This window comes from Gardnerella rara (assembly GCF_055452355.1).
Window position 1 is genome coordinate 111,326 of the sequence record NZ_JBVBJP010000001.1, and the last position, 23,790, is coordinate 135,115.

Annotated in this window: 16 protein-coding genes and 1 pseudogene; 14 read left to right on the forward strand and 3 right to left on the reverse strand. The window is 40.4% G+C overall.

The annotated features are described in order from the left end of the window. The first annotated feature begins 36 nt into the window (after nt 1–36). Complete coding sequence (locus ACZ0NX_RS00460) at nt 37–1,860, forward strand: AMP-dependent synthetase/ligase (protein ID WP_464404899.1); 1,824 nt, start codon at nt 37–39, stop codon at nt 1,858–1,860. Between the two features lie 66 nt (nt 1,861–1,926). On the opposite strand, the gene ACZ0NX_RS00465 is transcribed toward ACZ0NX_RS00460, so the two are convergent. The 3 genes from ACZ0NX_RS00465 to ACZ0NX_RS00475 form a co-directional block, all read right to left on the reverse strand. Further along, complete coding sequence (locus ACZ0NX_RS00465) at nt 1,927–3,651, reverse strand: substrate-binding domain-containing protein (protein WP_464404900.1); 1,725 nt, start codon at nt 3,649–3,651, stop codon at nt 1,927–1,929. A gap of 91 nt (nt 3,652–3,742) precedes the next feature. Beyond that, nucleotides 3,743–4,549, reverse strand: a complete 807-nt coding sequence (locus ACZ0NX_RS00470; RefSeq protein ID WP_060786794.1) for a fructosamine kinase family protein — start codon at nt 4,547–4,549, stop codon at nt 3,743–3,745. An 84-nt stretch (nt 4,550–4,633) separates the two neighbouring features. Continuing rightward, nucleotides 4,634–5,062: a hypothetical protein gene (locus ACZ0NX_RS00475; protein ID WP_464404902.1), complete on the reverse strand. Its 429-nt coding sequence runs from the start codon at nt 5,060–5,062 to the stop codon at nt 4,634–4,636. Between the two features lie 205 nt (nt 5,063–5,267). On the opposite strand from ACZ0NX_RS00475, the gene leuS reads away from it, so the two are divergent. From leuS to ACZ0NX_RS00540, 13 genes and pseudogenes are all read left to right on the forward strand, one after another. Beyond that, nucleotides 5,268–8,252, forward strand: coding sequence for a leucine--tRNA ligase (gene leuS / locus ACZ0NX_RS00480; RefSeq protein ID WP_464404904.1), 2,985 nt, complete (start codon nt 5,268–5,270; stop codon nt 8,250–8,252). Between the two features lie 139 nt (nt 8,253–8,391). Continuing rightward, nucleotides 8,392–9,195, forward strand: coding sequence for a ComEA family DNA-binding protein (locus ACZ0NX_RS00485; protein WP_464404905.1), 804 nt, complete (start codon nt 8,392–8,394; stop codon nt 9,193–9,195). A gap of 363 nt (nt 9,196–9,558) precedes the next feature. Then, on the forward strand, nt 9,559–11,046 hold the full coding sequence (locus ACZ0NX_RS00490; RefSeq protein WP_464404907.1) for a ComEC/Rec2 family competence protein: 1,488 nt from the start codon (nt 9,559–9,561) through the stop codon (nt 11,044–11,046). A gap of 140 nt (nt 11,047–11,186) precedes the next feature. After that, the gene (gene holA / locus ACZ0NX_RS00495) at nt 11,187–12,161 is read left to right on the forward strand and encodes a DNA polymerase III subunit delta (protein WP_060786636.1); all 975 of its coding nucleotides are present in this window, start codon (nt 11,187–11,189) and stop codon (nt 12,159–12,161) included. A gap of 70 nt (nt 12,162–12,231) precedes the next feature. Continuing rightward, complete coding sequence (tsaE, locus tag ACZ0NX_RS00500; protein WP_060786795.1) at nt 12,232–12,759, forward strand: tRNA (adenosine(37)-N6)-threonylcarbamoyltransferase complex ATPase subunit type 1 TsaE; 528 nt, start codon at nt 12,232–12,234, stop codon at nt 12,757–12,759. 38 nt (nt 12,760–12,797) lie between these two features. Then, a complete protein-coding gene (gene tsaB, locus ACZ0NX_RS00505) occupies nt 12,798–13,592 on the forward strand; it encodes a tRNA (adenosine(37)-N6)-threonylcarbamoyltransferase complex dimerization subunit type 1 TsaB (protein ID WP_464404909.1) in 795 nt (264 codons plus the stop codon). A 20-nt stretch (nt 13,593–13,612) separates the two neighbouring features. Beyond that, nucleotides 13,613–14,230 (forward strand): ribosomal protein S18-alanine N-acetyltransferase, encoded by a 618-nt coding sequence (gene rimI / locus ACZ0NX_RS00510; protein ID WP_464404911.1) that lies wholly within the window; start codon nt 13,613–13,615, stop codon nt 14,228–14,230. Next, nucleotides 14,211–15,275, forward strand: coding sequence for a tRNA (adenosine(37)-N6)-threonylcarbamoyltransferase complex transferase subunit TsaD (gene tsaD, locus ACZ0NX_RS00515; protein WP_464404912.1), 1,065 nt, complete (start codon nt 14,211–14,213; stop codon nt 15,273–15,275). The genes rimI and tsaD overlap by 20 nt, the downstream gene beginning before the upstream one ends. Before the next feature lie 35 nt (nt 15,276–15,310). Beyond that, nucleotides 15,311–16,411, forward strand: a complete 1,101-nt coding sequence (locus ACZ0NX_RS00520) for a tRNA (adenine-N1)-methyltransferase (protein WP_415695701.1) — start codon at nt 15,311–15,313, stop codon at nt 16,409–16,411. A gap of 22 nt (nt 16,412–16,433) precedes the next feature. Beyond that, complete coding sequence (locus ACZ0NX_RS00525) at nt 16,434–16,991, forward strand: SixA phosphatase family protein (RefSeq protein ID WP_464404914.1); 558 nt, start codon at nt 16,434–16,436, stop codon at nt 16,989–16,991. Between the two features lie 152 nt (nt 16,992–17,143). Then, the gene (gene metE, locus ACZ0NX_RS00530; RefSeq protein WP_060786642.1) at nt 17,144–19,480 is read left to right on the forward strand and encodes a 5-methyltetrahydropteroyltriglutamate--homocysteine S-methyltransferase; all 2,337 of its coding nucleotides are present in this window, start codon (nt 17,144–17,146) and stop codon (nt 19,478–19,480) included. Beyond that, entirely contained in the window at nt 19,477–20,331 is an 855-nt protein-coding gene (metF, locus tag ACZ0NX_RS00535; protein WP_060786643.1) for a methylenetetrahydrofolate reductase [NAD(P)H], read from the forward strand. The genes metE and metF overlap by 4 nt, the downstream gene beginning before the upstream one ends. Nucleotides 20,332–20,511: 180 nt before the next feature. Next, nucleotides 20,512–23,754, forward strand: a pseudogene (locus ACZ0NX_RS00540) (bifunctional [glutamine synthetase] adenylyltransferase/[glutamine synthetase]-adenylyl-L-tyrosine phosphorylase); the annotation flags it as partial. Nucleotides 23,755–23,790 lie beyond the last annotated feature (36 nt).

Genomic DNA, 23,790 nt, shown 5'->3' on the forward strand with positions numbered 1-23,790 from the left:
TTAATTAAACGAGTATACGCACTTTAAGGAGCAATTATGCAAAAGTATTCTCGCAGTCTTAATGAGAAGATTGATTACGACGCAAATATTTTTTCGCTTCTTGAAAACCGCGTAGAGCGTAATCCTAATGACTCTTTAATTGAGTATGCTTCGGGTAATGGAAAATGGGGCTCCTACAGCGCTAAAGAGTTTAGAGACTTAGTTATATCGGTTGCAAAAGGGTTTATAGCGCATGGAGTTATGCCAGGGGATTCAATATCTATAATTGCTCATACTTCTTGGCAGTGGACTTTACTAGACATGGCAATAATGTCTATTGGGGCTTTAACTGTTCCAATCTACGAAACAAGCTCGCTAAGCCAAATAGAAAACATTATTAACGATTCCAACGTAAGCATGATTTTTGTTGAAGACCAGGCAATGAAAGAAAACGCTCAGACTGCAAAAAAATCGTGCAAAAGCCTTGAAGAGATTTTTGTATTAAATGCAGACGCAATCGAAGCGTTTATTGAATACGGAAAAACCGTTACAGATGCAGAATTCTACGAAAGAGAAAAAGCCGTTAGAGGCAAAGATTTGGCAACAATTGTTTATACTTCTGGATCTACTGGAGAGCCAAAGGGCATTGAGCTTTCGCACGGTAATTTTGTTTTTATAGCAAAATCTGGAATACTTTCTATGCCAGACATAGCATTAAGAAGCAAGAGTGGTACTCCAAAACTATTGTTATTCCTTCCGCTAGCGCATGTTTTTGCGCGATACATGCAATTTTTCTGCTTTGCTGGAAACGTTACACTTGGATTATCGAGTAATCTTAAAACAATACTAAGTGATTTTGCTAGCTTTAAACCAACATTTGTGCTTGGTGTTCCTAGAATATTTGAAAAGATTTACAATGCGGCAAGTCAAAAGGCTGGTAGAGGATTAAAAGGCGTTATATTTGCTTTAAGCGTAAAAGTTGCTAAGCAATGGTCAAAAGCGCAGCAAAGTGGTGCAATGGTTTCGCCAATGATTGCAATAAGCCATGAATTCTTTAAAAAAACCGTATACAAGTCGATTCTGCAAGTTTTTGGAGGAAATGTTGATTACGGCGTTTCGGGCGGAGCGCCTTTAGACACATCAATATCTCACTTCTTTAATGGAATTGGGCTTCCAATCCTCGAAGGCTACGGAATGACGGAAACATGCGCTCCATCAATGGTAAACCCTACAAAAGGGTACAGAATTGGAACAGTGGGGCTTCCTGTTAAAGGTGTGTCTGTAGCAATAGACAACGAGGGAGAACTTTGTATTAAAAGTCCTGCAGTATGCGTTGGATACCATAATCACCCAGAAATAACAGAAAAGCAAATAGTCAACGGCTGGCTTCACACGGGAGATTTTGCATTACTAGAGCCAGATGGATTTGTTAGGATTACAGGCCGAAAGAAAGATTTAATAATAACAGCAGGCGGTAAAAACGTTTCTCCAGGTATTCTAGAAGCGTGTGTTATGACATGCCCAATTGTTTCTCAATGTGTTGTTTTAGGAGATAGAAAGCCGTTTATCTCGGCAATTATTGCACTTGATTTGGCAGAAGTAAACTCTTGGCTTATATCTAGGGGAGCAGGGCCTGTGCGCTCGCTGGATGAAGCTAGAAAGAATTCAATTGTTAAATCCGAGATTGAACAAAGCGTTGTAAAAGCAAATTCCAAGGTTTCTAGAGCTCAGTCGATTAGAAAGTTTGAGATTGTTCCAGATGCCTTTACTCAAGAAAACGGATTGGTTACCCCAAGTCTTAAAGCAAAGAGAAGCGTTGTTTTAGAGCGTTACAAAGATCTTATTGAAAATAAGATTTATGCTCCAAAATCTAAAAGATAATCGCATTAATCTCTAGCTGTAAGGCGTTAGATTAAGGTGCAAAAGTAATGTGCTAGCCTAAGGCGATTAAAGCCCTGCGTCTGCAAGAGTAACGTAGCCTGGGTCTATTAAAAGCGCCTTAAGATTTGTTGCACTAACTGCAAGAATAGTTTCAGTTGCCACTGGCACGTCTTTTTGAGGCCCATTATTGTTTACAAAAATGGTTACATCTTCTAGCTGTGTAATCTTTCCAGAAGTGTTTAACGAATTGCATTGTTCTGCAACATCTACAGAAATCTTTTGAATGTTTTCTATAGAAGTCATCCATTGTTTTCCGTTTACAAGATTAGGCAAGGCATCTTTATATGCTCCGTAACCAGTAATAATTGGCCATTTTGAATCGTTTACAACAGAGTTTGCAGATTCGCTTTGACTATTCTGGCTGTTATCTTTGTTGCTATCTTGATTATCTTTATTGTTTTTATTATTTTTACCGCTTTTGCCTGTTTTTTGGTTTGAAGAATTGTTATTTTTTGAATTAGAAGGAGCTGGAACTTTCTTTTTGCTTAAATTACGCTTTCCAATAAAGTTTCCAATAATGTCTGGAAGGGTAAACGAAGGATTAATATCTGCAGAACTTCCTTTGTAACCAAGCTCTTCTAAAGCATTTTCTGCTTGCATAACAACTTGATCTTCTAGAGCAATAATGCCATCTACGTGTTTTGTTGAAGTTGCTTGATTGCTATTTTTTTCAATAAGTCTAAATTCAAGTTCTGCTTTAACAGAATCAGAATTATCCGCATCTATAGCAACGTTTTTCCAATCGTTTTCGGTGGAATTTTTGTTAAGCTTTCCAGAAGGAGAAAACATTAGTCCAGATTCATAATATGGTTTTAAAACCTTCCAGATTCCTTCGAAGGCAAGTCTGGAAAATTCGTCATCAAAATCTGGAGTTTTGTACGAAGAATCTTCTGAATTTATTCCTCGTTTATTTATTCCAATGTGAAAATGAACATTTTGCTTTTGATTATGGCAAGGCAAAAGCACTTCTACATTTTTTGGATTATCTTTAGATGCTTGATTTAGAGCCAATTTTTGTACAAGAGTGTGGGCTTGAATCTCTCCGATTCTTTGAGCCGAAGAAAGGTTAAATAGAATATCTGGCTTAAATCCATTGCTTAATCTAGAAAGCATAATAACGTGCATTCCAGCTTTTTTGGCAAGTTCTAAAGCGTTTGAAAGCCTATTTTCTGCTTCTTCTTGATTCTTTAAATCATCGTTCGATTGATTGGTGTTTGAATCTGGCTGTGTTACATAATCGCCATAATTATTATGTCCGTTTTTATTGCTCCAAGGTGCAACAACAATCGTTGTTTTTGAAAGTTGTTTTTTTACGCTATTTTGAAGGTTTTTAACGTTCGTTTTTGCGTTTTTACTTTTGAGCGATTTAGTAGAGTTATTGGAGTTTAGTGAAGTAATAGTGTTTACAACATAGTCTTGAATATCTTGGCTTTGATTGTACAAGCTGTTAGAAGACTTGGTTGTGATTGCGTTGCTAGAAAATCCTCGCTTTTTTAGCGATTTTACTATTTCTGGAACAAGATTATCCCATGTACTTAATGGCGTTTTTCTACTTAAATTTAGCCCATCGGAAGGTGTGAAAATTATAACGTTTCCGTGATTTACTTCAGACTTTGCGCTAGGCGACGCGTTTTGTACGCTAGATCCGCATGCGCAAATTGCAAAAAGCATTGTACTTGCTGCCAGAGCAGCAATAACTTTGCGCAAAATATGCTTATGCGTGCGAATCATAGTTAAAGCCTTTCGTAAATTTAGTTCTGTTTTTGCTTATTTGTTAAAAAGTATTTACTAAAAAGTATTTGTTAAATTATCTAATACAAATTCAGCGATTAAGCAAATCTAAGCACATGTCTCTATACTCGCTAACGTAGCCTCCACCAAAGAAAACACAATGGCCAGCAATAGGGTAGAGTTGCCAAATTGTCATGCGATTTTCAAAACCAGATTTTAGTGGATGAACAGACTGGTAGCCGTCTAGAATCTGCTTAAAATAGCTGATTCCAAATAGGTGAAGCATTGATAAATCTTCCTCGCGGTGACCGCCGTGAGCTGCAGGGTCAATTAAAACAGCTTCTGTGTGTTCACCATCTTCGCTTTTAGTCCAAAGTACGTTCCCGCTCCATAAGTCTCCGTGAACGCGCGCTGGTTTATCTTCAGCGGCTTTTCCAAGTAAATTTGGTAGAGCATCAATAACTTTATTTGTAAGATCTAAATCGCTTTTTGTAAGGCTTCCCCTAGAAATACCAAGGTTTACCATTGGCAAAAGTCTGCCTTCTGCCAAATAGTCAATAACGTTGTTCCAATCGCCGCAATCCATTTTTACTGGGTCACTTAGGGGGCCAAAATAGCATGTTCCATCATAGTCTGCTGGTGGTTCGCCAAAATATTTAGCGCCAAAATCGTGCATATGAGCCAAAGATGCTCCAAATTCAAACGCTGCTAGAGGAGTAGGGCTTGTAGTTTCAATGCGCTCAATGTTTAAATAGTCTTTTCCCCAGTCAAAGACCTTAGCAACTTTAGGCCCGCCGCAAGTATAAGCTTCACTAAGCCAATTAAGACCACGCCCCTCGCATTCAAAGAAGCGGTCTGGCGCATATGACCTGCTTTTTTTGTACACGTTATTACTCATAGCAACCTCTGTGCTTGTATTTATACCAATCACATTATTTTACTTAAGACTTTGCACAATAATCATTTTTGTGTCTGATTTTTTTTATTTTTTATTTTTAACTGTGCAAATATTTTTAACAAACTGATATCCAAAAAGTAATCCTGCTAATGCTAGTGCGGAGCCTAATCCAGTATAAAACACTGCAATAAAGCGTTCTGGAGCAAGATTTGTTGCGCGAATAGTAATACCAAAAGTAATCATAAAAGCCATGATTATAAAGGATTTAACGTCAAAGAATTTAAGGAAAAATTGCTTGTTTTCTTTGTATGAGTTAATTCTGGCGGTATGTTTTTTTACGAGTTTTCCAAAAATAAACACTTGAAATATTGCAAAAACAACTAATGATAAAACAAAATTAATAGCAGATAAAAAGTTTGAGTATGCAATAATGCCAATGCGAAGAATATTGAATCCAGCGAATCCCCATACAAGGCATGCAATTAGCAAAAGCGTGTTTTTTGATACTTTCATAACTCAACCTCTTTAAATCGTTATTTTTTAATCAATTCTTGTGTTGAATGCGTAAAATAATTCTACTAATCATTTTTAAGCAAAACGCTAAATAAGAGTATTTTGTGAATTATGCATTAAAACTTTCAGAAAATCTTTAAAATATATAAAAAAAGTTGTAAAAAGTGTTGCAAATTGACGATATGAGTCGCTATAGTGCTTGTTTATGGAAGACAACGATCAACAATATTCAACAGCTGACAACAACGCTACAATCGCTGCGCCAGCTTTTCGTTACGATGCGCAACTCGCACAAGATATTGAGCAGCGCTGGCAAAAAACCTGGGATGAGCAAGGCACGTTCTGGGCGGCAAATGTTAAGGGCAATTTAAAGGATGGAGAAGGTAGGCTTGCGAATGGCCGCCCTTCTTTCTTTGCAATGGACATGTTCCCGTATCCTTCTGGAAAAGGTTTGCATGTTGGGCATCCTCTTGGATATTTGGCAACAGATGTTGTAAGCCGTTATCACCGCATGAAGGGCGAGAATGTTCTGCATGCTATGGGCTACGACGCTTTTGGACTTCCAGCAGAACAGTACGCTGTGCAAACTGGCCAGCATCCACGCATTACTACCGAGGCGAATATTGCAAATATGCGTAGGCAGTTGCATCGCATGGGCTTGAGTTTTGATGATCGTAGGTCTTTTGCAACTATTGATACAAATTACGTTCGTTGGACACAATGGATTTTCTCAAAGCTTTACGACGCTTGGTACAACCCTGATTTTGTGCGTAAAGATGGCGGCAAAGGTTCTGCTCGACCAATCTGCGAGCTGGTTGATGAGTTTAAGAGCGGCAAACGCGAAATCCCAGGTTTTGCAGGTAAAAAGTGGGAAGATCTTAACAAGGTAGAGCAAGCGGATGTATTAAACGATTTCCGTATTGCATATATTTCTAAGTCTCCTGTAAATTGGTGCCCAGGATTGGGAACTGTGCTTGCAAACGAGGAAGTTACTGCAGAAGGCAAGTCTGAGCGTGGAAACTTCCCAGTATTCCAGCGCAATCTTCGTCAGTGGTCAATGCGAATCACCGCTTACGGTCACCGATTGGTTGAAGATTTAAATACTATTGATTGGCCAGAAAAAGTTAAGCTTATGCAGCGAAACTGGATTGGCGAATCTCACGGTGCTTCTGTGCATTTTGATGTGCCATGTGCAGATGGTAAAACGCGTGATTTGGAAGTATACACAACTCGTCCAGATACGCTTTTTGGCGCTACTTTTGCGGTTGTTTCCGTTGATCACCCAATTCTTGAGCATGTTCCAGAAACTTGGGATTCTAACGTTCCAGAAAGTTGGAAGGGTGGCTACGCAAGTCTTAAAGAAGGCTTAGCTAAGTATCAAGCTCAAGCTAGAGCAAAGACTGCAAAAGATCGCACAGAAGACGCGGGAGCAAAAACTGGTTTGTTTACTGGTCTTTATGCAATTAACCCTGTAACTGGAGCGAAGCTTCCTCTGTTTACTGCAGACTATGTGCTTATGGATTACGGCACGGGCGCAATCATGGCAGTTCCAGGCGGCGACCAGCGCGATTATGATTTTGCTAAGGCGTTTGGTTTGCCTGTAATCTACACGGTTGAACCACTTGCTGAGTCTGGCGAAAAGTTGGCAGATTACGAAGGTAATGCTCCGTTTGTTTCGCATGACGGAATTGTTATTAACTCTTCTGTAGAAAAGACTTACAAGGGTGGAGATGCCTTATCTATCAACGGTTTGCGCGTAGATGAAGCTATTAAAAAAGTTACAACTTGGCTTGAAGCAGCTGGTGTAGGCAAAGGTAGAGTTTCTTACAGACTTCGCGACTGGCTGTTTTCTAGGCAGCGCTACTGGGGAGAGCCTTTCCCAATTGTTTACGATGAGGATGGTGTTGCTCACTTAGTTCCAGATAGCGAGCTTCCGATTGCTTTGCCAGATGTTCCAGACTACCAGCCAAAGACTTATTCTCCAGATGACGCAAATTCCGAGCCAGAAGCGCCATTGAGTAGAAATGAGGATTGGGTTAAAGTTCAGCTTGATCTTGGAGATGGCGTAAAAACCTACTATCGAGATACAAACACTATGCCAAACTGGGCTGGATCTTGCTGGTACTACATGCGCTACTTGGATCCAAACGACGCTGAGCACATGGTTGACAGCGACGAATATGACTACTGGATGGGCACTAACCGTCCAGGTAAAGAGCATGTTTCTGGCGGTGTTGACCTTTATGTTGGTGGTGTAGAGCATGCAGTTTTGCATTTGCTTTATTCTAGATTCTGGCACAAAGCGCTTTATGACTTGGGTTACGTGGATTCTGCTGAGCCATTCCATCGCCTATTTAACCAGGGTATGATTCAGGCTTATGCGTACACGGACGAGCGTGGACAGTACGTTCCAGCAGACGAAGTTGAAGAAGGCGCTAATAACGGCGCTGGTGAGCCAACATTTACTTGGCATGGCGAGCCTGTTAATCGCGAGTTTGGCAAGATGGGCAAGAGCCTAAAGAATATTGTGACTCCAGACTACATGTACGAAAACTACGGTGCAGATACATTCCGCCTGTACGAAATGAGCATGGGTCCGCTTTCTGAATCTCGCCCTTGGAATACGCGTAATGTTGTTGGCGGCATGCGATTCTTGCAGCGCTTGTGGCGTAACGTTGTTAACGAGGAAACTGGAGCTTGTGTAGTAACAGAAGATGCGTTGGACGAGAAGACGTTAAAGCTTCTTAACAATACAATTGCAGAAGTGACTGTAGAGATGGAAGCAATGCGACCAAACACTGCAATCGCTAAGCTGATTGTGTTAAACAACCACTTGACTTCTCTGCCACACGTACCTCGAGCTGCAGTTGAGCCGCTGGTTCTTATGCTTTCTCCTATTGCTCCGCATATTTGCGAAGAGATGTGGAGCAAGCTTGGGCATACTAAGTCGATTGCTCATGCAGATTGGCCAGTTGCAGATTCTCGCTACGTTGGCGCAGATACTGTTACGGCTGTTGTGCAGATTAAGGGCAAAGTTCGCGCAAAGCTTGAGGTTGATCCAAATATTGAGGCTAGCGAGCTAGAAAAACTCGCGTTGGAAGCTGTAGCTGACCGCTTGGGTGGTAAAGCTCCGCGCAAGGTGATTGTTAAGGCTCCAAAGATTGTGTCTATTGTGCCAGACGAAAGCTGAAATCTAATGTTTTCTAGGCAAAATAGCCTTTAACCACATTGGTTAATTTTACTTGAAAGATGCTTATCTTCATTTAATAGTGGAGGTAAGCATCTTTTTTATTAATGATTATTTAAACAATAAAAGGGGGTGATTAAAGATGCATAAAACTAGTCGTAGCGTTCTAAGCAGGTTTGAGGCGATTGATGGATTGAGTCATAAAATTAACCAAGAAATTAAAGAGAATACGTTGGTTAAAGAGAACGTACCTGTTGAAGAGAATGCGTTGGATTTTAATAATCTTGCCACTAATGCCAATAAATCTTCACTAGATTTTAATGATTTTAATAAACGAAACGAAGCGAGAATAAAAAATAGCGTAAGGCTGGCTATAAAACCTGTTCATATTCTTGCAATAATGCTGATTTTAGTTGTTTGCTTAGCTTGTAGTTTAACAATGCTAATAGGTCAATATGCAACGTATAGCAAGTTTTATGCTTATAACGCTAGTAAAGTCGCAAGCAAAACTGGCAGCAAATCTGTTAGCAAAACCGACGATAAAGTCGAAAATAAATCCTCCAAAATTCAATCTTCTAGAAAGAATTTTAAAGAGAGCAGTGTGAATGGCAAAAATAGCTCTAATGCGATTATTAAAGATAATGAGAGCAATGATTATAAAAAGCGCGATTCTAAAAGTGCTAATTCTAACAAAGATTATGCAGCGAACAGCGAGAACAAAGATTTTGCTAATAATGCTTTAAATAAAAAAACTTGCATAAACATAAACACGGCTGGGATAGAAGAATTACAAGAAATAAAAGGAGTGGGGCCAAAAATGGCTCAAAGAATATTAGATATGCGTAAAAAAGTTCGTGTTTTTAAACGCGTTGAAGATTTGTTGCAAGTTAATGGGATTGGCCCTAAAACCTTTGCAAAAATTAAACCAATGACTTGTGTTGGCTAAAAATCGCCTATTTATAGGTTTGTTTTATAACTTTGTTCTTTAAGGTTTAAGATGGAAGAATTTTATTGGAATTGTGAAACTGGTAACAAGGATTTTAGACTTGTTCCAATTGCTTTTGCAGTGTGGTTTGGCTGCTTATATGCAAGATTTGTATGCGAAGTAAATCATATTTTAGTGCATACAATAATTGCCACTTTTGCTTTTGCTTTTATATGTTTTTGCTGCGTATTTGCTAATGGCATGTTTAAAGTTAAATGTTTAGAACGATTGAAAATAATCAAATATAAACAAACTTTTTACGCGATTGTATGTGCGTTTTTAGCTTCCTTTATTATTTGCTCAATTACGCAATGTTTAGAAGGGATGGATCCTGTTTTTTCTGTTATTAAAAGCAATGGCGTTAAAAATGAGCAAAATTATAATGTAAATAATGGCGCTAAAAATGGCGCTAAAAATGGCGATTTTAAAAACGTTAAAGTGGTTATGAAAATAACATCTCCTTTAAGAACGTCTCCTTCTTTTAGAGGAGATTGTGTATCGAGTGTTAGGGTTAAAAGTGTTGAGGCAAAAGATAAAAACAATGCTGTGCAAAAATATGCGAGTTTTGTAGATGCAAAACTTTACGCTTTTAATCCAGTTTGCAAAGCAATAAATTATGGGTATACGATTAGCAGTTTTGCGAGGATTGGTATTTCTAAATTCGGCGCAAATGCTGTAGAGATTCAAATCCCTAAAGTTGGTAAAGAAGATAAATCAAGCAAAAATAAAGTCAATTCGTTAAAAGTGATTGAAAAAGCTGGGTTTTTAACAAGCGCTCTAAACAATCTTTATAAAGAATTTTACAATGTTACAAACAATTTGAGCGAGCAAGGTAAAATGCTAGTTCCTGGTCTTACTGTAGGACTTTTAGGTCAAGAGCGTTTAAGTGATGATAGCGAAAATAAAAGTAGTCAAATTGACAGCACGTACGCAAATACAATGAAGCAAAGATTTAAGATTTCGGGAATAATGCATTTAATGGCAGTATCTGGAGGCCACTTTTTGCTTATTGCTGCAATGATTCGTAAAGTTTGCTTATATTTTCTTGCTCCAAAATGGCTATGTGCTGTTCTTGAAACAGTTGGAAATATTTCTTTGGCGCTTATTGTTTACCCGTCGGCGTCTGTTTTGAGAGCGCTTATAATGGGCATTATTTGCTCAATTGCGTTTTTCCTTTCTAGAGCATATCAGTCTGCTAGTGCATTGAGTTTAACTGTTATAGGCGTTCTTTTTGTTTGCCCAAAATACGCATGGGATTATGCTTTTGCTCTTTCGGTTTGTGCAACTTTTGGAATAATCGTTTGCGCAATGCCGTTGAAAAGAATCTTTTTAAGATACATGCCATCTTGTATTGCGAGCGCATTAAGTATTACATTGTGTGCGCAATGTTTTACACTTCCTGTTCAAATATTAATGCAACCTCAAGTGTCTTTTATATCTATTTTAACTAATTTGATTGTTACTCCTTTTGTTGACTTTGCAACGATTTTTGGACTTTTGTCTCTTGTTTTTGCGTGTTGGAATTATTCGATTTCGTTGTTTTTTGCTAGTTTTTCTTCGATTGGAACAAACATTATGGCATTTTGCGCTTGGAACCTTGGAGACTTGCAAATTGGCGTTTTTCCTTGGATTGCGGGGCCATTAGGTGCTTGGTTGGCGTGCATTGCTGAATTTAGTATATTTTTCGCTATTCTTTTTGCAAATAAGTATCTTAAAAATAAAGAGTTTTACAACACGTTTAAGATTTATGCTCAAGCAAAGTCAAATCGTTTTAAGCATCTTATAGACGATTCAGTTAAGCTTTTTGAATAATTTGTCTAATTTTTTATCTAGGAATGTTTTAAGTTTTGCATAGTTTGTACAATTAATAAGGTGTTAAAAAGCTAAAATTAATCCTATTAATAGTAAATTCGATTGGTTAAGTTACAAAACATTGGCATTAAGGGGTACGCATGCAAACGTTAAAAAACTTTGCGCCAGTTACAATTGTGGTTGGCGGCGATGCGTATTTAAATGATTTAAACGCTCGCGATTTAAAAGCGCGCATAATAAGCGCGTATCCAGATGCGGATGTTGTAAATTTAGATGCTTTGATTGCCGATAAATACGCTTTTATAACAGCTACAGGCCCGTCTTTGTTCTCTAGCGGAACGATTGTTGTTATTAGCAATCTTGAGCAGGCAGATGAAGACTTTGTGCAAGCGCTAGTTGATTTTTGTGCTAATAATTCCAAGTCTAATGGCACTGATTGCTGGGTTATTGCCCGCCACGAAGGTGGTGTTAAAGGAAAATCAATAGTTACCAAGCTTGAAAAAGCTGGAGCAAACAAAATAACTGTTCCAGATCTTAAAAAAGACGATGCAAGGCTGAATTTTGTTATAAGTCTTTTTGAAAGACAAAATCGCAGCATAGAGCCTATGGCAGCTGGGCGTATTGTAGAAGTCTTAGGTGGAAAGACCGATCAGTTGGCGGCACTGTGCTCTCAGCTGTGTTTTGATTTTGACAATAATCCAATCACTTTAAAAATAGTTGACCAATATTTAACATCGGATCCTCAAGTTACTGGATTTTTTGTGGCAGATAAAGCTGCACAAGGAAACGCGCCTCAAGCAATTCTTGCTGCAAGAACTGCGATTTTGCAAGGCGTTGATCCTATAGCATTAATTGGCGCACTGGCTGTAAAAATGCGCATAATTACAAAAGCTATAGCAGTTAAAAACGGTCAGATTTCCACTCCTCAAGCAAAAGTGAACCCTTGGGCGCTAAAAATGGCTATGAGAGATTTAGGTGGATGGAATGAAAATGGAATTCGTAGGTGTTTTAAGTGTTTAGCATGGGCAGACGAACAGTGTAAAGGTGGAGCAAGCAACGCTGATTATGCTTTAGAAAAATGTATTAGCATGATTGCTTGCCGTGGACGTTATTAAATTAAGACGAAAGTGTGTGATTTTGGAAAATCAGAATAGCAAAAAGCTTGTAATTCCAACGGATTTGTGCATGCAGGAGCTTGGAAAATCCATTGCAAAAATAGTGCGTGAAACAGACGTTATTTTGCTTTCTGGTCCTCTTGGTGCTGGAAAAACAACGTTTGCAAAAGGATTTGGGCAAGGTCTAGGAATAAAAGAGCCGATTGTTTCCCCAACCTTTACTATTGCAAGAGAACTTAAAGGCACGTTTTCTAACGGAAAAGCGGCAAATCTAATTCACGTAGACGCATACAGGCTTGGTGGAAAAGATTACGCTCCAGGCCAAGATACGGTTTCTAGGCTTCTAGACGAGCTTGAATCGCTTGGATTAGATGAGGCTTTGGAAGAACCAGGTGATGGAACTGTTGTGCTTATGGAGTGGGGAGAGCAGATGGCGGGCGTTCTTGCGGATGTTCGTCTTGAAGTTCATATTGATAGGCCGATTGAACAGTCTGGCAAAGATTCTAATTCAAACCAGCTAACAAGCGAAGGGAATCGCGTTGTAACACTTGTTCCAGTTGGAGGAGATTGGTGCGATCGACTAAAAATTCTTGATTAAGAGTAAGCTAAGTTGGTTGGTTAATTTAAGGAACAAAAATGAGCAATACGCTGATTATAGATACGTCATACGGTTCAACAGTTGGAGTTGTAGGCTATAAGCCAATAGTGGAAACGGATTCGCGTACGCATGTTGAAAAGCTGCAAGTAAACATTGATTCTGCAGTAAAAAATGCTGGTCTAGAGCTTAATCAAATAGACGAAATCGTAGTTGGAGTAGGCCCTGCTCCTTTTACAGGTTTACGAGCTGGATTAGTGGCAGCTAAGGCGATTGCTTTTGCAAATAACGCTAAGATTTTAGGTTGCAACAGTTTGATTGCGCAAAGCCTAATGATTCGTTCTGGAGCTTTTGAAGAATCGCTTGAAAATGGCGTTATTTCTAAAGATTTAATAGTCGAAAATAATGAATCCTGCAATACTGAACGCAAATATGTTCTTTCGCTTAATGACGCTAGAAGACGCCAAGTTTATATGAGTTTATACGACGATAGTGGTTGCGAAGTAATAAAAATGGATATTGATTATCCTGCAAATATTGTTGAAAGAGTTAACCAATATTTTGAATCAAATAAAATTTGCGACTACTGTGTTTGTGTTGCGGGTCATGGCACTAAAAAATATGTTGAAGATTGGAAGAAAATCAAAAGCATACGCTTAATTGCCGAAGTGAGCGCTCTTGATTTAGGCGTAAAAGGATTGGAAATATTTAAGCTTTGCGCAAGTCAAAAAGATGTTATTGAACCGCTTTATTTAAGAAGGCCAGATGTATCGGTTCCAAATCCGTTGAAGCACGTTTTGGGTTCTGGGGCTGCTACAAAAGTGGCGGAAAAATAGGATTCAAGTAAAGTACGCATATGATTGTAGACATAACTTGCTCAAAATATCCAGCTTGTGCATCAAATAGTAAAAGCTGCGCTATAGAGAAAATTGATTATTCAAAATGCGAAGCAATAGTTTCTCAAATTGCAAAAATCGAAGCAGACTTGTTTGGACCAGGCTGTTGGAACAAGAACATGATTTTGCAGGAATTGCAAGCGCCAATGCGTGCATATTATGCAGATATTGATTTAAACACAAATACGGTAGCAGGGTATGCAGGATTTTGGTTTGATGGCGATGATGCGCAAATAATGACAATAGGCGTTGCAAAAGAATATCAAAAGCAAGGAATTGCAAGCAATCTTCTAAAGACAATGATTGAAAATGCAAAATCAATAGGCGCAAAACGAATGCTTTTGGAAGTTAGAGTAAACAACAATCCTGCGCTAAAACTGTATGAAAAATTCGGTTTTACAAAAATGGGATTGCGAAAAAGATACTACATGCCAGAAGGAATAGACGCATATACAATGTGCGCGCAAATAGAAGACTTAGAAGGCATAGAAGGCCTAGAAAACTTAGAAGAATCTAGCGAAGCTTATAACAGTAACAGCGCTAAAAGTGAGGATAACAATGAGCGAAACAATGAATAAAACAAGCGAGCCAATAGTTTTAGGCATTGAATCAACTTGCGACGAAACAGCAGCAGCAATCGTTAAGGGAAGAACATTAGTTTCTAACGTTGTAGCATCCTCAATGCAAGAACACGCGCGCTACGGTGGCGTTATACCAGAAATCGCCTCGCGCGCACACGCAGAAGCATTCGTGCCAGTGGTTTCAAAAGCGTTAGCAGATGCAAATATGGATTTAAGCGATATTGACGCTATAGCAGTGAGCGCAGGTCCAGGCTTAGCGGGTTGCTTAGCTGTTGGCGTATCTGGAGCTAAAGCACTAGCAAGTGCTGCAAAAAAGCCGATTTATGGAATAAATCACGTTATTGGCCACATTGCTGTAACGCAATTGCAATTTGGCGATGTGCCTAAAGACGTTCTTGCTTTAATTGTTTCTGGCGGACATACTTCGCTTCTTCACGTGAACGATATTGCGCGCAGCATAGACGTTGTTGGAACAACATTAGACGATGCTGCTGGCGAATGCTTTGACAAAGTAGCTAGATTGCTGGGATTCCCTTACCCAGGAGGTCCGCATATTGATAGGCATGGGCGCCTTGGAGATCCAAATACGTTGAAAGTTCCACAAGGACTTACGCAAGGCAAATCTGGCAAAGAGCACCCTTACGACTTTAGTTTTTCGGGAGTAAAAACAGCTGTTGCGCGTTGGGTAGAAGCTCGCCAAGCACAAGGCTTAGAAGTACCAATTGACGACGTTTGCGCATCTTTAGCAAACTCGGTTGCAGATGTTCTTTCGCGCAAAGCCATGATGGGTTGCGAACAGTATGGTTCTAAAACGCTGCTGATTGGTGGCGGATTCTCCGCAAACTCGCAACTGAGAGAGCATCTTTTAGAGCAAGGCAAAGAGCATGGAATCGAAGTTCGTTTGCCGGAATTGAAGCTTTGCACAGATAATGGAGCAATGGTGGCAATGCTTGGCGTGAATTTGGTGGAAGCAGGCGTTCGTCCATCTGCTCCAGATTTTGCAATCGATTCAGCAATGCCACTTACAACCGTTAGCTTATAATATAAAAGTCATATTAAAAACAAGCGAGGTGTTTTGTGTACGAAAGCTATACGCGTAGAGGAGCTTTGCAAGTTGGTGAAAAAATCCAATTCACCGATAGAAAAGGCAAGCGAATCACAGCGCAGCTTACTAAAGGCGGAGTTACACAAACTGAGCATGGCATTATTTTGCACGATGATGTTATTGGCAAAACTCAAGGCGTTGTAGTAACAACAGTTAGCACAAAACGAGATTTTGAGCAGAGCAATAAGCCAGTTGATGCATCTAAAGAATCAAACAAGCCATGGATGGCAGCGCGCGCAATAGGCGGATGGGATTATGTAGTTATGCGTCCGCGATTGACGGATTACGTTTTATCCATGCCAAGAGGCGCTCAAATCATGTATCCAAAAGATATTGCACAAGTGATTTCTTTAGGAGATATTCGCTCTGGAATGCGCGTTTTAGAGTCGGGAGCAGGCTCTGGGGCAATGAGCTTAAGTCTTTTAGATGCGGTTGGGCAAAGTGGTGAGCTTACAACAATAGAGCTTAGGCCTGATTTTGCTAGAATCGCGCAGTTAAACGCAACGATTTACTATGGTGAAAAACCAAAATGGTGGAATCTTTTAACTGGAGATTTTGATTCAGTAGCAAAATCACTTCCAGAAGGCTATTTTGACCGCATTATGTTAGATATGCTTGATCCTTGGAACAGGCTTGAACAGGCTTATAGAGTTATTGCTCCAGGTGGCGTATTGGTTGCGTACGTAACAACTACAACGCAAATGTCTAGAATGGCACAAAGTTTGCGTGCTTCGGGAGTTTGGACAGAGCCAGAGATTCAAGAAACGTTAGAAAGAACTTGGAAAGCTCAAGATTTAGCAGTTAGACCAGATCATGCAATGATAGGTCATACTGGTTTTTTGGTTATTTCGCGCGCAATGGCACAAGGATTTAATGCGCTAAAAAAGCGCGAGCGTGCTACAAAAGATACTGTTAGCGATATTGATGCTTTAACACCCGAAGAGCGCGCAGAACAGTTAGAAGACTTATCTCTTAGAGATATATCCGATAGAAAACTTAGAAAAGTTTTAAAAGATTTAGACTCGCAAATAGCACAGTTACCTAACCAAAATCCAAAGTCCAACAAGGCTTAACCGAAGACTGTAGGAGATTAAAATGGCGGCGTCAATCAAGAAAATTGCTAAAAAAGTAAAGCACGCAAAATATGTGTTGTTACTAATGCGCCACGCAAAAGCACATCCGCCAACAATGGGAGACGATTGGGGAAGAGACCTTAGCGATAAAGGCTTAAAACAAGCAAAAATAATGGCAAAAGGCTTGCAATCTTTAAAGCTTGTTCCAGATTATATTGTTTGTTCAAGCGCGAATCGCAGCGAACAAACAATGCAAAAAATGCTTAAAAAATTTGGAGATTCGCCAATAGTCGCATCAAGAAAAAGCTTATATGATGGCGGAATGCAATCCGTAATGGATGAGCTTTGTGCTATTAGGAGTGAATCTAGAATAACAATGATTATAGGCCATGAGCCAACAATGTCGATGGCTGCACAATGGCTTTCTTCCGCCGATTCAGACCCAGATGTTTTAGGAACAATGCGACTTGGACTTTCCAATGCTTCGATTGTTGTTCTAGTATCTGAAACGCCTTTTACAACCTGCGGACTTCGAGGAGCAAAAGCCCTGGGCGTTATAAGTCCAAAAGATTTTGAGTAAAATACGCGGAAATCTGTATAAAATCTGTATAAAATCCGCATAAAATACGCATATAAATTCAGGTTATAACGACACCCCCAAATAGTTGATGACCCCATTAGGCCAAATGTTTGCTAGGCTGAATCAGGTTATTGATTTTTTTTGGAGGATATATGCATACCGTTCTAACGTCCGTACAGGGTTTCCCAAGGATTGGCGCCAATCGCGAGCTTAAAAAAGTTATTGAACGCTATTGGAAAAAAGACGCAACGCTAGAAGAAGTAAGACAAGTTGCAAAAGACTTGCGCAAAAAGCATTGGAAGATTCAGGCAGAAGCTGGAATAGAACTCATACCAAGCAATGATTTTAGCTACTACGATCAAATGTTAGATACGGCAATCCTGCTTGGCGCAGTGCCAGAAAGATACAAAAAGCTAGAGTTTGAAAATGCAGAAGATACACTGTTTGCAATAGCGCGCGGGTATCAAGGGAGCTTTGGAGACGTTACGGCTCTTCCAATGAAGAAGTGGTTTACAACCAACTATCACTACATTGTTCCAGAAGTTGAAAATCCACAAGATTTGCGTTTAGTTGGTACAAAGCCATTTGACGAGTTTAATGAAGCAAAAGATCTTGGAATTGAAACAAAGCCAGTGTTGATTGGCCCATACACCTTCTTAAAGCTTGCTCGCAATCCACAAGCTCAGGAATTAGAGCCAAACAAAGAAACGATTGAAGCATTAGCAGAAGCATATTGCAATATTGTAAAACGATTTGCAAGTCTTGGAGCAAAGTGGTTGCAATTTGACGAACCATACTTGTGTTTAGATAAAGAAGATGGCGATTTAAAGATTTTTAGCGATTTATATAAGCCGATTCTAGAAAGCAGGCTTGAAAACGCTGAAAACGCAAGCAGCGTTAAGATTTTGCTTAATACATACTTTGGCAATATTTTAGACTCCTATAAAACTGTAAACGATTTAGCGTTTGACGCAATTGGCTTGGATTTTGTAGAAGGCAAAGAGGAAAACCTTGAAGCTTTGCAAGAATATGGAGTGAACGAGAAAACCACTATTTTTGCAGGAATTGTTAATGGTAGAAACATTTGGAAAAATGATTACGCACAAAGTCTTGGCTTATTAGACGCTTTGCAAAAAAATGTTACTAATCGCATAGCTGTTTCTACTGCATGCTCTCTTTTGCACGTTCCATTTAGCACGAATGGAGAAGAGCTTGGTGAAGACGTATTAAAGCATTTTGCGTTTGCTGTAGAAAAATTGAAGGAAGTAAGCGAAATTGCTAAACTTTGCGTTTTGAATGATGATGAGCTTAAAAATAGCGAGGAATTAGCGCAAAATCAAGCATTATTCGACGGATCTAGAGTAAAGACAGACGAAAGTGTTAAAGCGCGAATCTCAAGCCTTAAGCCAGAAGATTTTGAGCGAAAGCCAGCTCGCGCTGAGCGTCAAAAATTGCAAAAAGAAGCATTGGGATTGCCTGATTTGCCTACAACAACTATCGGATCCTTCCCTCAAACAAAAGAGATAAGGTCGATTCGAGCGCTTTTTAGAAAAGGCGAAATTAGTAAAGAAGAATACAACGCATTTATTGGCAAGCAAATAGACGAGTGCATAGAACACCAGGAGAGCATTGGCCTAGACGTTCTTGTGCATGGCGAATTTGAGCGAAACGACATGGTGGAATACTTTGGCCAGCATTTGCACGGATTTAAGTTTACCAAGAATGCTTGGGTGCAGTCTTATGGAACTCGCTGCGTAAAGCCTCCAATTGTTTGGAGTGATGTTTCTAGAGCACAGCCAATCACGGTAGAGTGGAGCGCGTATGCCCAAAGCCGCACAAATCATGTTATGAAAGGCATGCTAACGGGGCCTGTAACGATTCTTAACTGGTCTTGGCCTCGCGAAGATATTACCCACGAGCAGCAAACGCAGCAGCTGGCTCTTGCTATACGAGATGAAGTTTTAGACTTAGAGCGTGCTGGAATTCGCGTAATTCAAATCGATGAGGCTGCTTTGCGTGAAAAGTTGCCGCTTAGGCGTTCGGATTGGCATAAGAAGTATTTGGACTGGGCTATTGCGGCTTTCCGTCTTGTACATTCTGCTGTGGCTGCTACTACGCAGATTCACACACATATGTGCTATTCGGAGTTTAACGACATTATTCAAGACATTGACGCAATGGACGCAGACGTAATATCGTTTGAGGCTTCGCGTGGAGATTTAGTTGTTTTGGACGCTATTCATGACGCAAACTTTGAAACAGAAGCTGGCCCTGGTGTTTACGACATTCACTCTCCTCGTGTTCCTAGCGAAGAGGAGATTGTTAACAGAATTCACGAGATTTTGCGCAAAATGCCAGCTAATAAACTGTGGATTAACCCAGATTGCGGCTTGAAAACACGAGGCAATGCAGAAACGTGGGTTAGCTTGCAAAATCTTGTTTCTGCAGCCAAAAAGGTTAGAAGCGAATTGGGTGGCGGTTTGAAATGACCTATAAACCAAAGTTTTCGCTAGAAGTGTTTCCACCTAAAAGAACATCTCCAATAGGTACGATTTACGACACTTTAGATGGCTTAAGGGGATTGGATCCAGATTTTATATCTGTAACTTATGGAACTGGAAAATCTTCGGATCGAACTGCTACTGCTAGAATTGCCAACACAATTCAATCGGAATACGGTATTAAAGCTGTTGCACATTTAACAGCAAGATACCTAAATTATGATGATGTTGACGAAGCATTAGAGTTGTTCGACAAGGCAGGTGTTAGTGGCATTTTGGCTTTGCGTGGAGACGTTATTGAAGGTCAGGATGCTGCTGGCGTGTTTAACCATGCCAGCGATTTAGTTGCTTATATTCGCACGCAGCGCCCTGATTTGCCTATTTTTGGCGCATGCTACCCCGAAAAGCACCCCGAATCTGCTACTTTGCAAGAAGACATCGATAATCTAAAGAAAAAAGTTGATGCAGGAGTCACTCATTTGATTTCGCAACTTTTTTACAATAACGATGACTTCTTGCGATTTAGGGATTTAGCTAGAAAATCTGGAATTAACGTTCCGATTGAAGCTGGAGTAATGCCTGTTGTAAACGCAAATCAGGTTAAGAGAATGACAAAAATGTGTTCTTCTGCAATAACCGAGCCTGTTTTAGCAATGATGGAACGCTGGGGAAGCAACCCAGAAGTTTTGCAAGACGCTGGAAGCATATTTGCGTCTCAGCAGATTAACGATTTAGTTGCGCAAGGAGTAGACGGAATACACTTGTATACAATGAATCGTCCTGGTGTTACTAGAAGCATTTGGTCAAACGTTAAGCCGCTTTTTACCAAAATTGTGTAATTTGTGCGTGTGGTGCTGTGCAAAATCTTATTGGACGGCACCACAATGTACAGTGGCGTTATGAGCAATCAAACGGGCAATAGTGGCGCTGTGAGTGGAAACTTGATTGGTAGGTTTTCTGGCGCTTTAGCTGGCGATTCTACACAAAGTGAAAATCAAGATTCTAGTGACGATAAAAACTGCGATTTATCGTATAGAAGCTTAGTTAAAGCTGGATTTGCGCGCCCAGAATCTGCTCGTAAAACTATAGAAGATGTTTGCAAAAATTGTGAAGACAACTCGCTAAATGCTCTAAAAATTTTAGAAAGCATAAAAAGAGTAGAAGATCCAGATTATGCAATTTTGGCTTTTAAAGACATTTGCCAAGACCAGCAAAAAGTTGTTCAAAAAATTGCTCAAAGCTCTAATAATTCGCTAATAACAAGCCCGCTTGCGTCTTTAATGCAGGTTATTGGAGCGTCTAAAGCATTTGCAATGCTAATGCGAACGCATCCTTGCTTAATAAACGCGGCAGCAAACGATCCAAATCATCTATTGCACATGACTTTAGAAGAGCGTGTTTTAGACTTGCTAGAGGCTATTCAAGCTTATAGGGCAACTGTTGTTAGTGCTAAAGATGCCGATATTAAAGTAGCTGAATCTAATGGGAATGATACAGCTAATGGGAAGGCTACAGCTGATGAGGAAGATGCTGTAGAAAATGCTGATAAAAGCGGTGACTCGTGCAGTGTTCCTATAAGCTCAATGGGATTTGCGCAGGCAGTTTATGCTCTTAGAGAAAGATATCGTCAGCATGTTGCTGCGATTATGGCATACGATTTAGCGAGCGCAGATCCTGTAGAATTGCAGCCAGATATAAGTCGCAAGCTGTCCGATGCGGCTGATGCTGCTTTAGAGGCAGCGCTTGCTATTGCGCGCGGGCAGGTTTCGGGATCGTGTTGCTGCAGATTTGCAATAATCGCAATGGGAAAATTGGGAGCGCAAGAAATAAACTACGTTTCCGATATTGATCTAATTTACGTTGCTGAGCCATCTAAAGGTGTTAGCCAAGATGAGGCGATTAGAACAGCCTGCTCGATTGCAATGGTTTTACAAAAAGTTTGCCAATCTATTGTTATTGGTTGCACGGAGCCGCCATTGTGGCAGATTGATACTGCACTTAGGCCAGAAGGTAAAGACGGTCCACTTGTTAGGCGGTTAGAATCTCATAGAGAATACTACGAAAAGTGGGCAAGTAGCTGGGAATTTCAGGCGCTTTTAAAATCAAGACCAGCGGCTGGAGATGTGCAACTTGGAAACGAATACAGAAAAATGGCGGATTCTTTTATTTGGAAGGCGTCTGGCCGCGAACATTTTGTTGCAGATTGCCAGCATATGCGTCAGCGTGTAGAATCCTTGATTCCAGCATCGCAGCGAGACCTGGATATGAAGCTTGGGCGAGGTGGCTTGCGCGATGTTGAATTTACTGTGCAAATGCTGCAACTTGTGCATGGAAGTGAAGACCAGTCTCTTCGAGTTAAAGATACGCTTAGTGCGCTTAATGCTTTGTCTGCTGGAGGATACGTTTCTAGATCGCAAGCTGCAATTTTGGCAGAACATTACCGTTTTGAGCGTGTACTAGAACACCGCCAGCAAATGTGGAATATGCAGCGAACGCATTTATTCCCTGATTTAGGCGCTCATGGCAATGGTGGTTTAGACCGCGCAAGAAGTATTAGTGCAGAAGAACTTAACGATAATAGTCAAATAAGGCGTCTTGCTAGAGCCGTTAGGCTTACGCCAGAAGAGCTTGTTGCGCGATTTGATAAAGCACGTAGGGAAATTAGGCACTTGCATAAAGATATTTACTACCGTCCAATGCTGCCTATTAATGCACAAACAGATGCGGATCCTATTGTTCTTTCTGCAAATGCTGCTAGAGCGCGTTTTGCGTCAATCGGTTTTGCAGACTCAAAGGCTGCACAAATGCATGTTGAGGCGCTTACAGAAGGGCTTTCGCGTGCGGCTAAAATTCACAGGATTCTTCTTCCAGCAGTCTTAAAATGGCTTGGAGAGGGCCAAAACCCAGATATGGGTTTGCTTGCTTTTAGGCGACTTTCCGAACGCTTTGGCGGAAAAAACACGTACTTAGGATTTTTGCGTGATTCTCCTAGTGCAGCTCGTAGGCTTTGCCACGTTTTGTCTGATTCACGTTATTTAGGCGACGCAATGATGCAATCAATGCAGTCGATTACGTGGCTTGGAGACGATTCTGCGCTTTCTGCACGAGATAGAGGAAGCTTAGATATGCAAACGCACGCAATGGTTGCAAGATATTCAAGCAGTATTGCGGATTTTGCTCAGTCTCTGCGCGCTTTAAGACGGCAAGAAATCGAGCGAGTAGCTCTTGCTTGGATGTGTGGGCTTATTGATGATGATACTTCGATGCAAGCGATGAGCGATGTGTTTGATGCCGTGCTTGATGCTGCTTTGCAGTGGTCTATGAAAGATTCTGCTTATAAAATGGGCTTAGGCAGCAGTAAAGCTTCGATTGCAATTATTGCTTTGGGTCGTTACGGGGGCAGAGAAGTTAACTTCTGTTCGGACGCAGACATGATGGTTGTTTATAAGCCTACAGAAGATGATTGCAGTAGCGAAGTTGCCTCTGATTCTAGTTCTGATTTGTCTCATCGTTTTGCGCAGACAACCGTAGATGTATTGCGAAATATTTTGCAAGGTCCTCTTACTTTAGAGCCAAAAATCATGGTTGATCTAGATTTGCGCCCAGAAGGCAAAGATGGTCCTCTTGTGCGCTCGCTAGAATCTTGCGAGCATTATTACAAAAAGTGGGCTAGTACGTGGGAGAATCAAGCGCTTTTACGTGCGCGTTTTGCTGCAGGATCCAAAGAGTTGGCGGATTCTTTGCTAAGTGGAGTGGTAAACGATTTGCGTTATTCGGCAGAGCCGCTTAGTGAATCGCAAGTGGCGGAAATTCGTAAGCTTAAAGCTCGTATGGAAGCAGAGCGTTTGCCAAGAGGTGTTAGTAGAGATAGGCATTTAAAGCTTGGCCGCGGCGGTTTAAGCGATGTTGAGTGGACTGTTCAGCTTTTGCAATTGCAATACGCTGGAAAATACGAGTCTTTGCGTACAGTTGGCACAATGCAAGCGTTGAAAGCGCTTAAAGAATCACATTTGATTGATTTAGAAGATGCTGATGTGTTGGAACGCTGCTGGCATATGTGTTCTGCGGTGCGAAATGCAAACTTCTTGTGGTCTGGTTCCTTAGAGCGCGCCGATGTTATTCCAACGGACTCGTATTCTTTGGGTGGAATCGCAACTTATCTTGGCTACGATCCAAACCAGGGTAGGGTATTTGAAAACGATTTAATGGCGGTTATGCGTCAATGCCGAGATGTAATGTCTCGTATTTTCTATGGCCGATGAATAAAATGATTTTTAATTTGATTTACTAATTTTTTG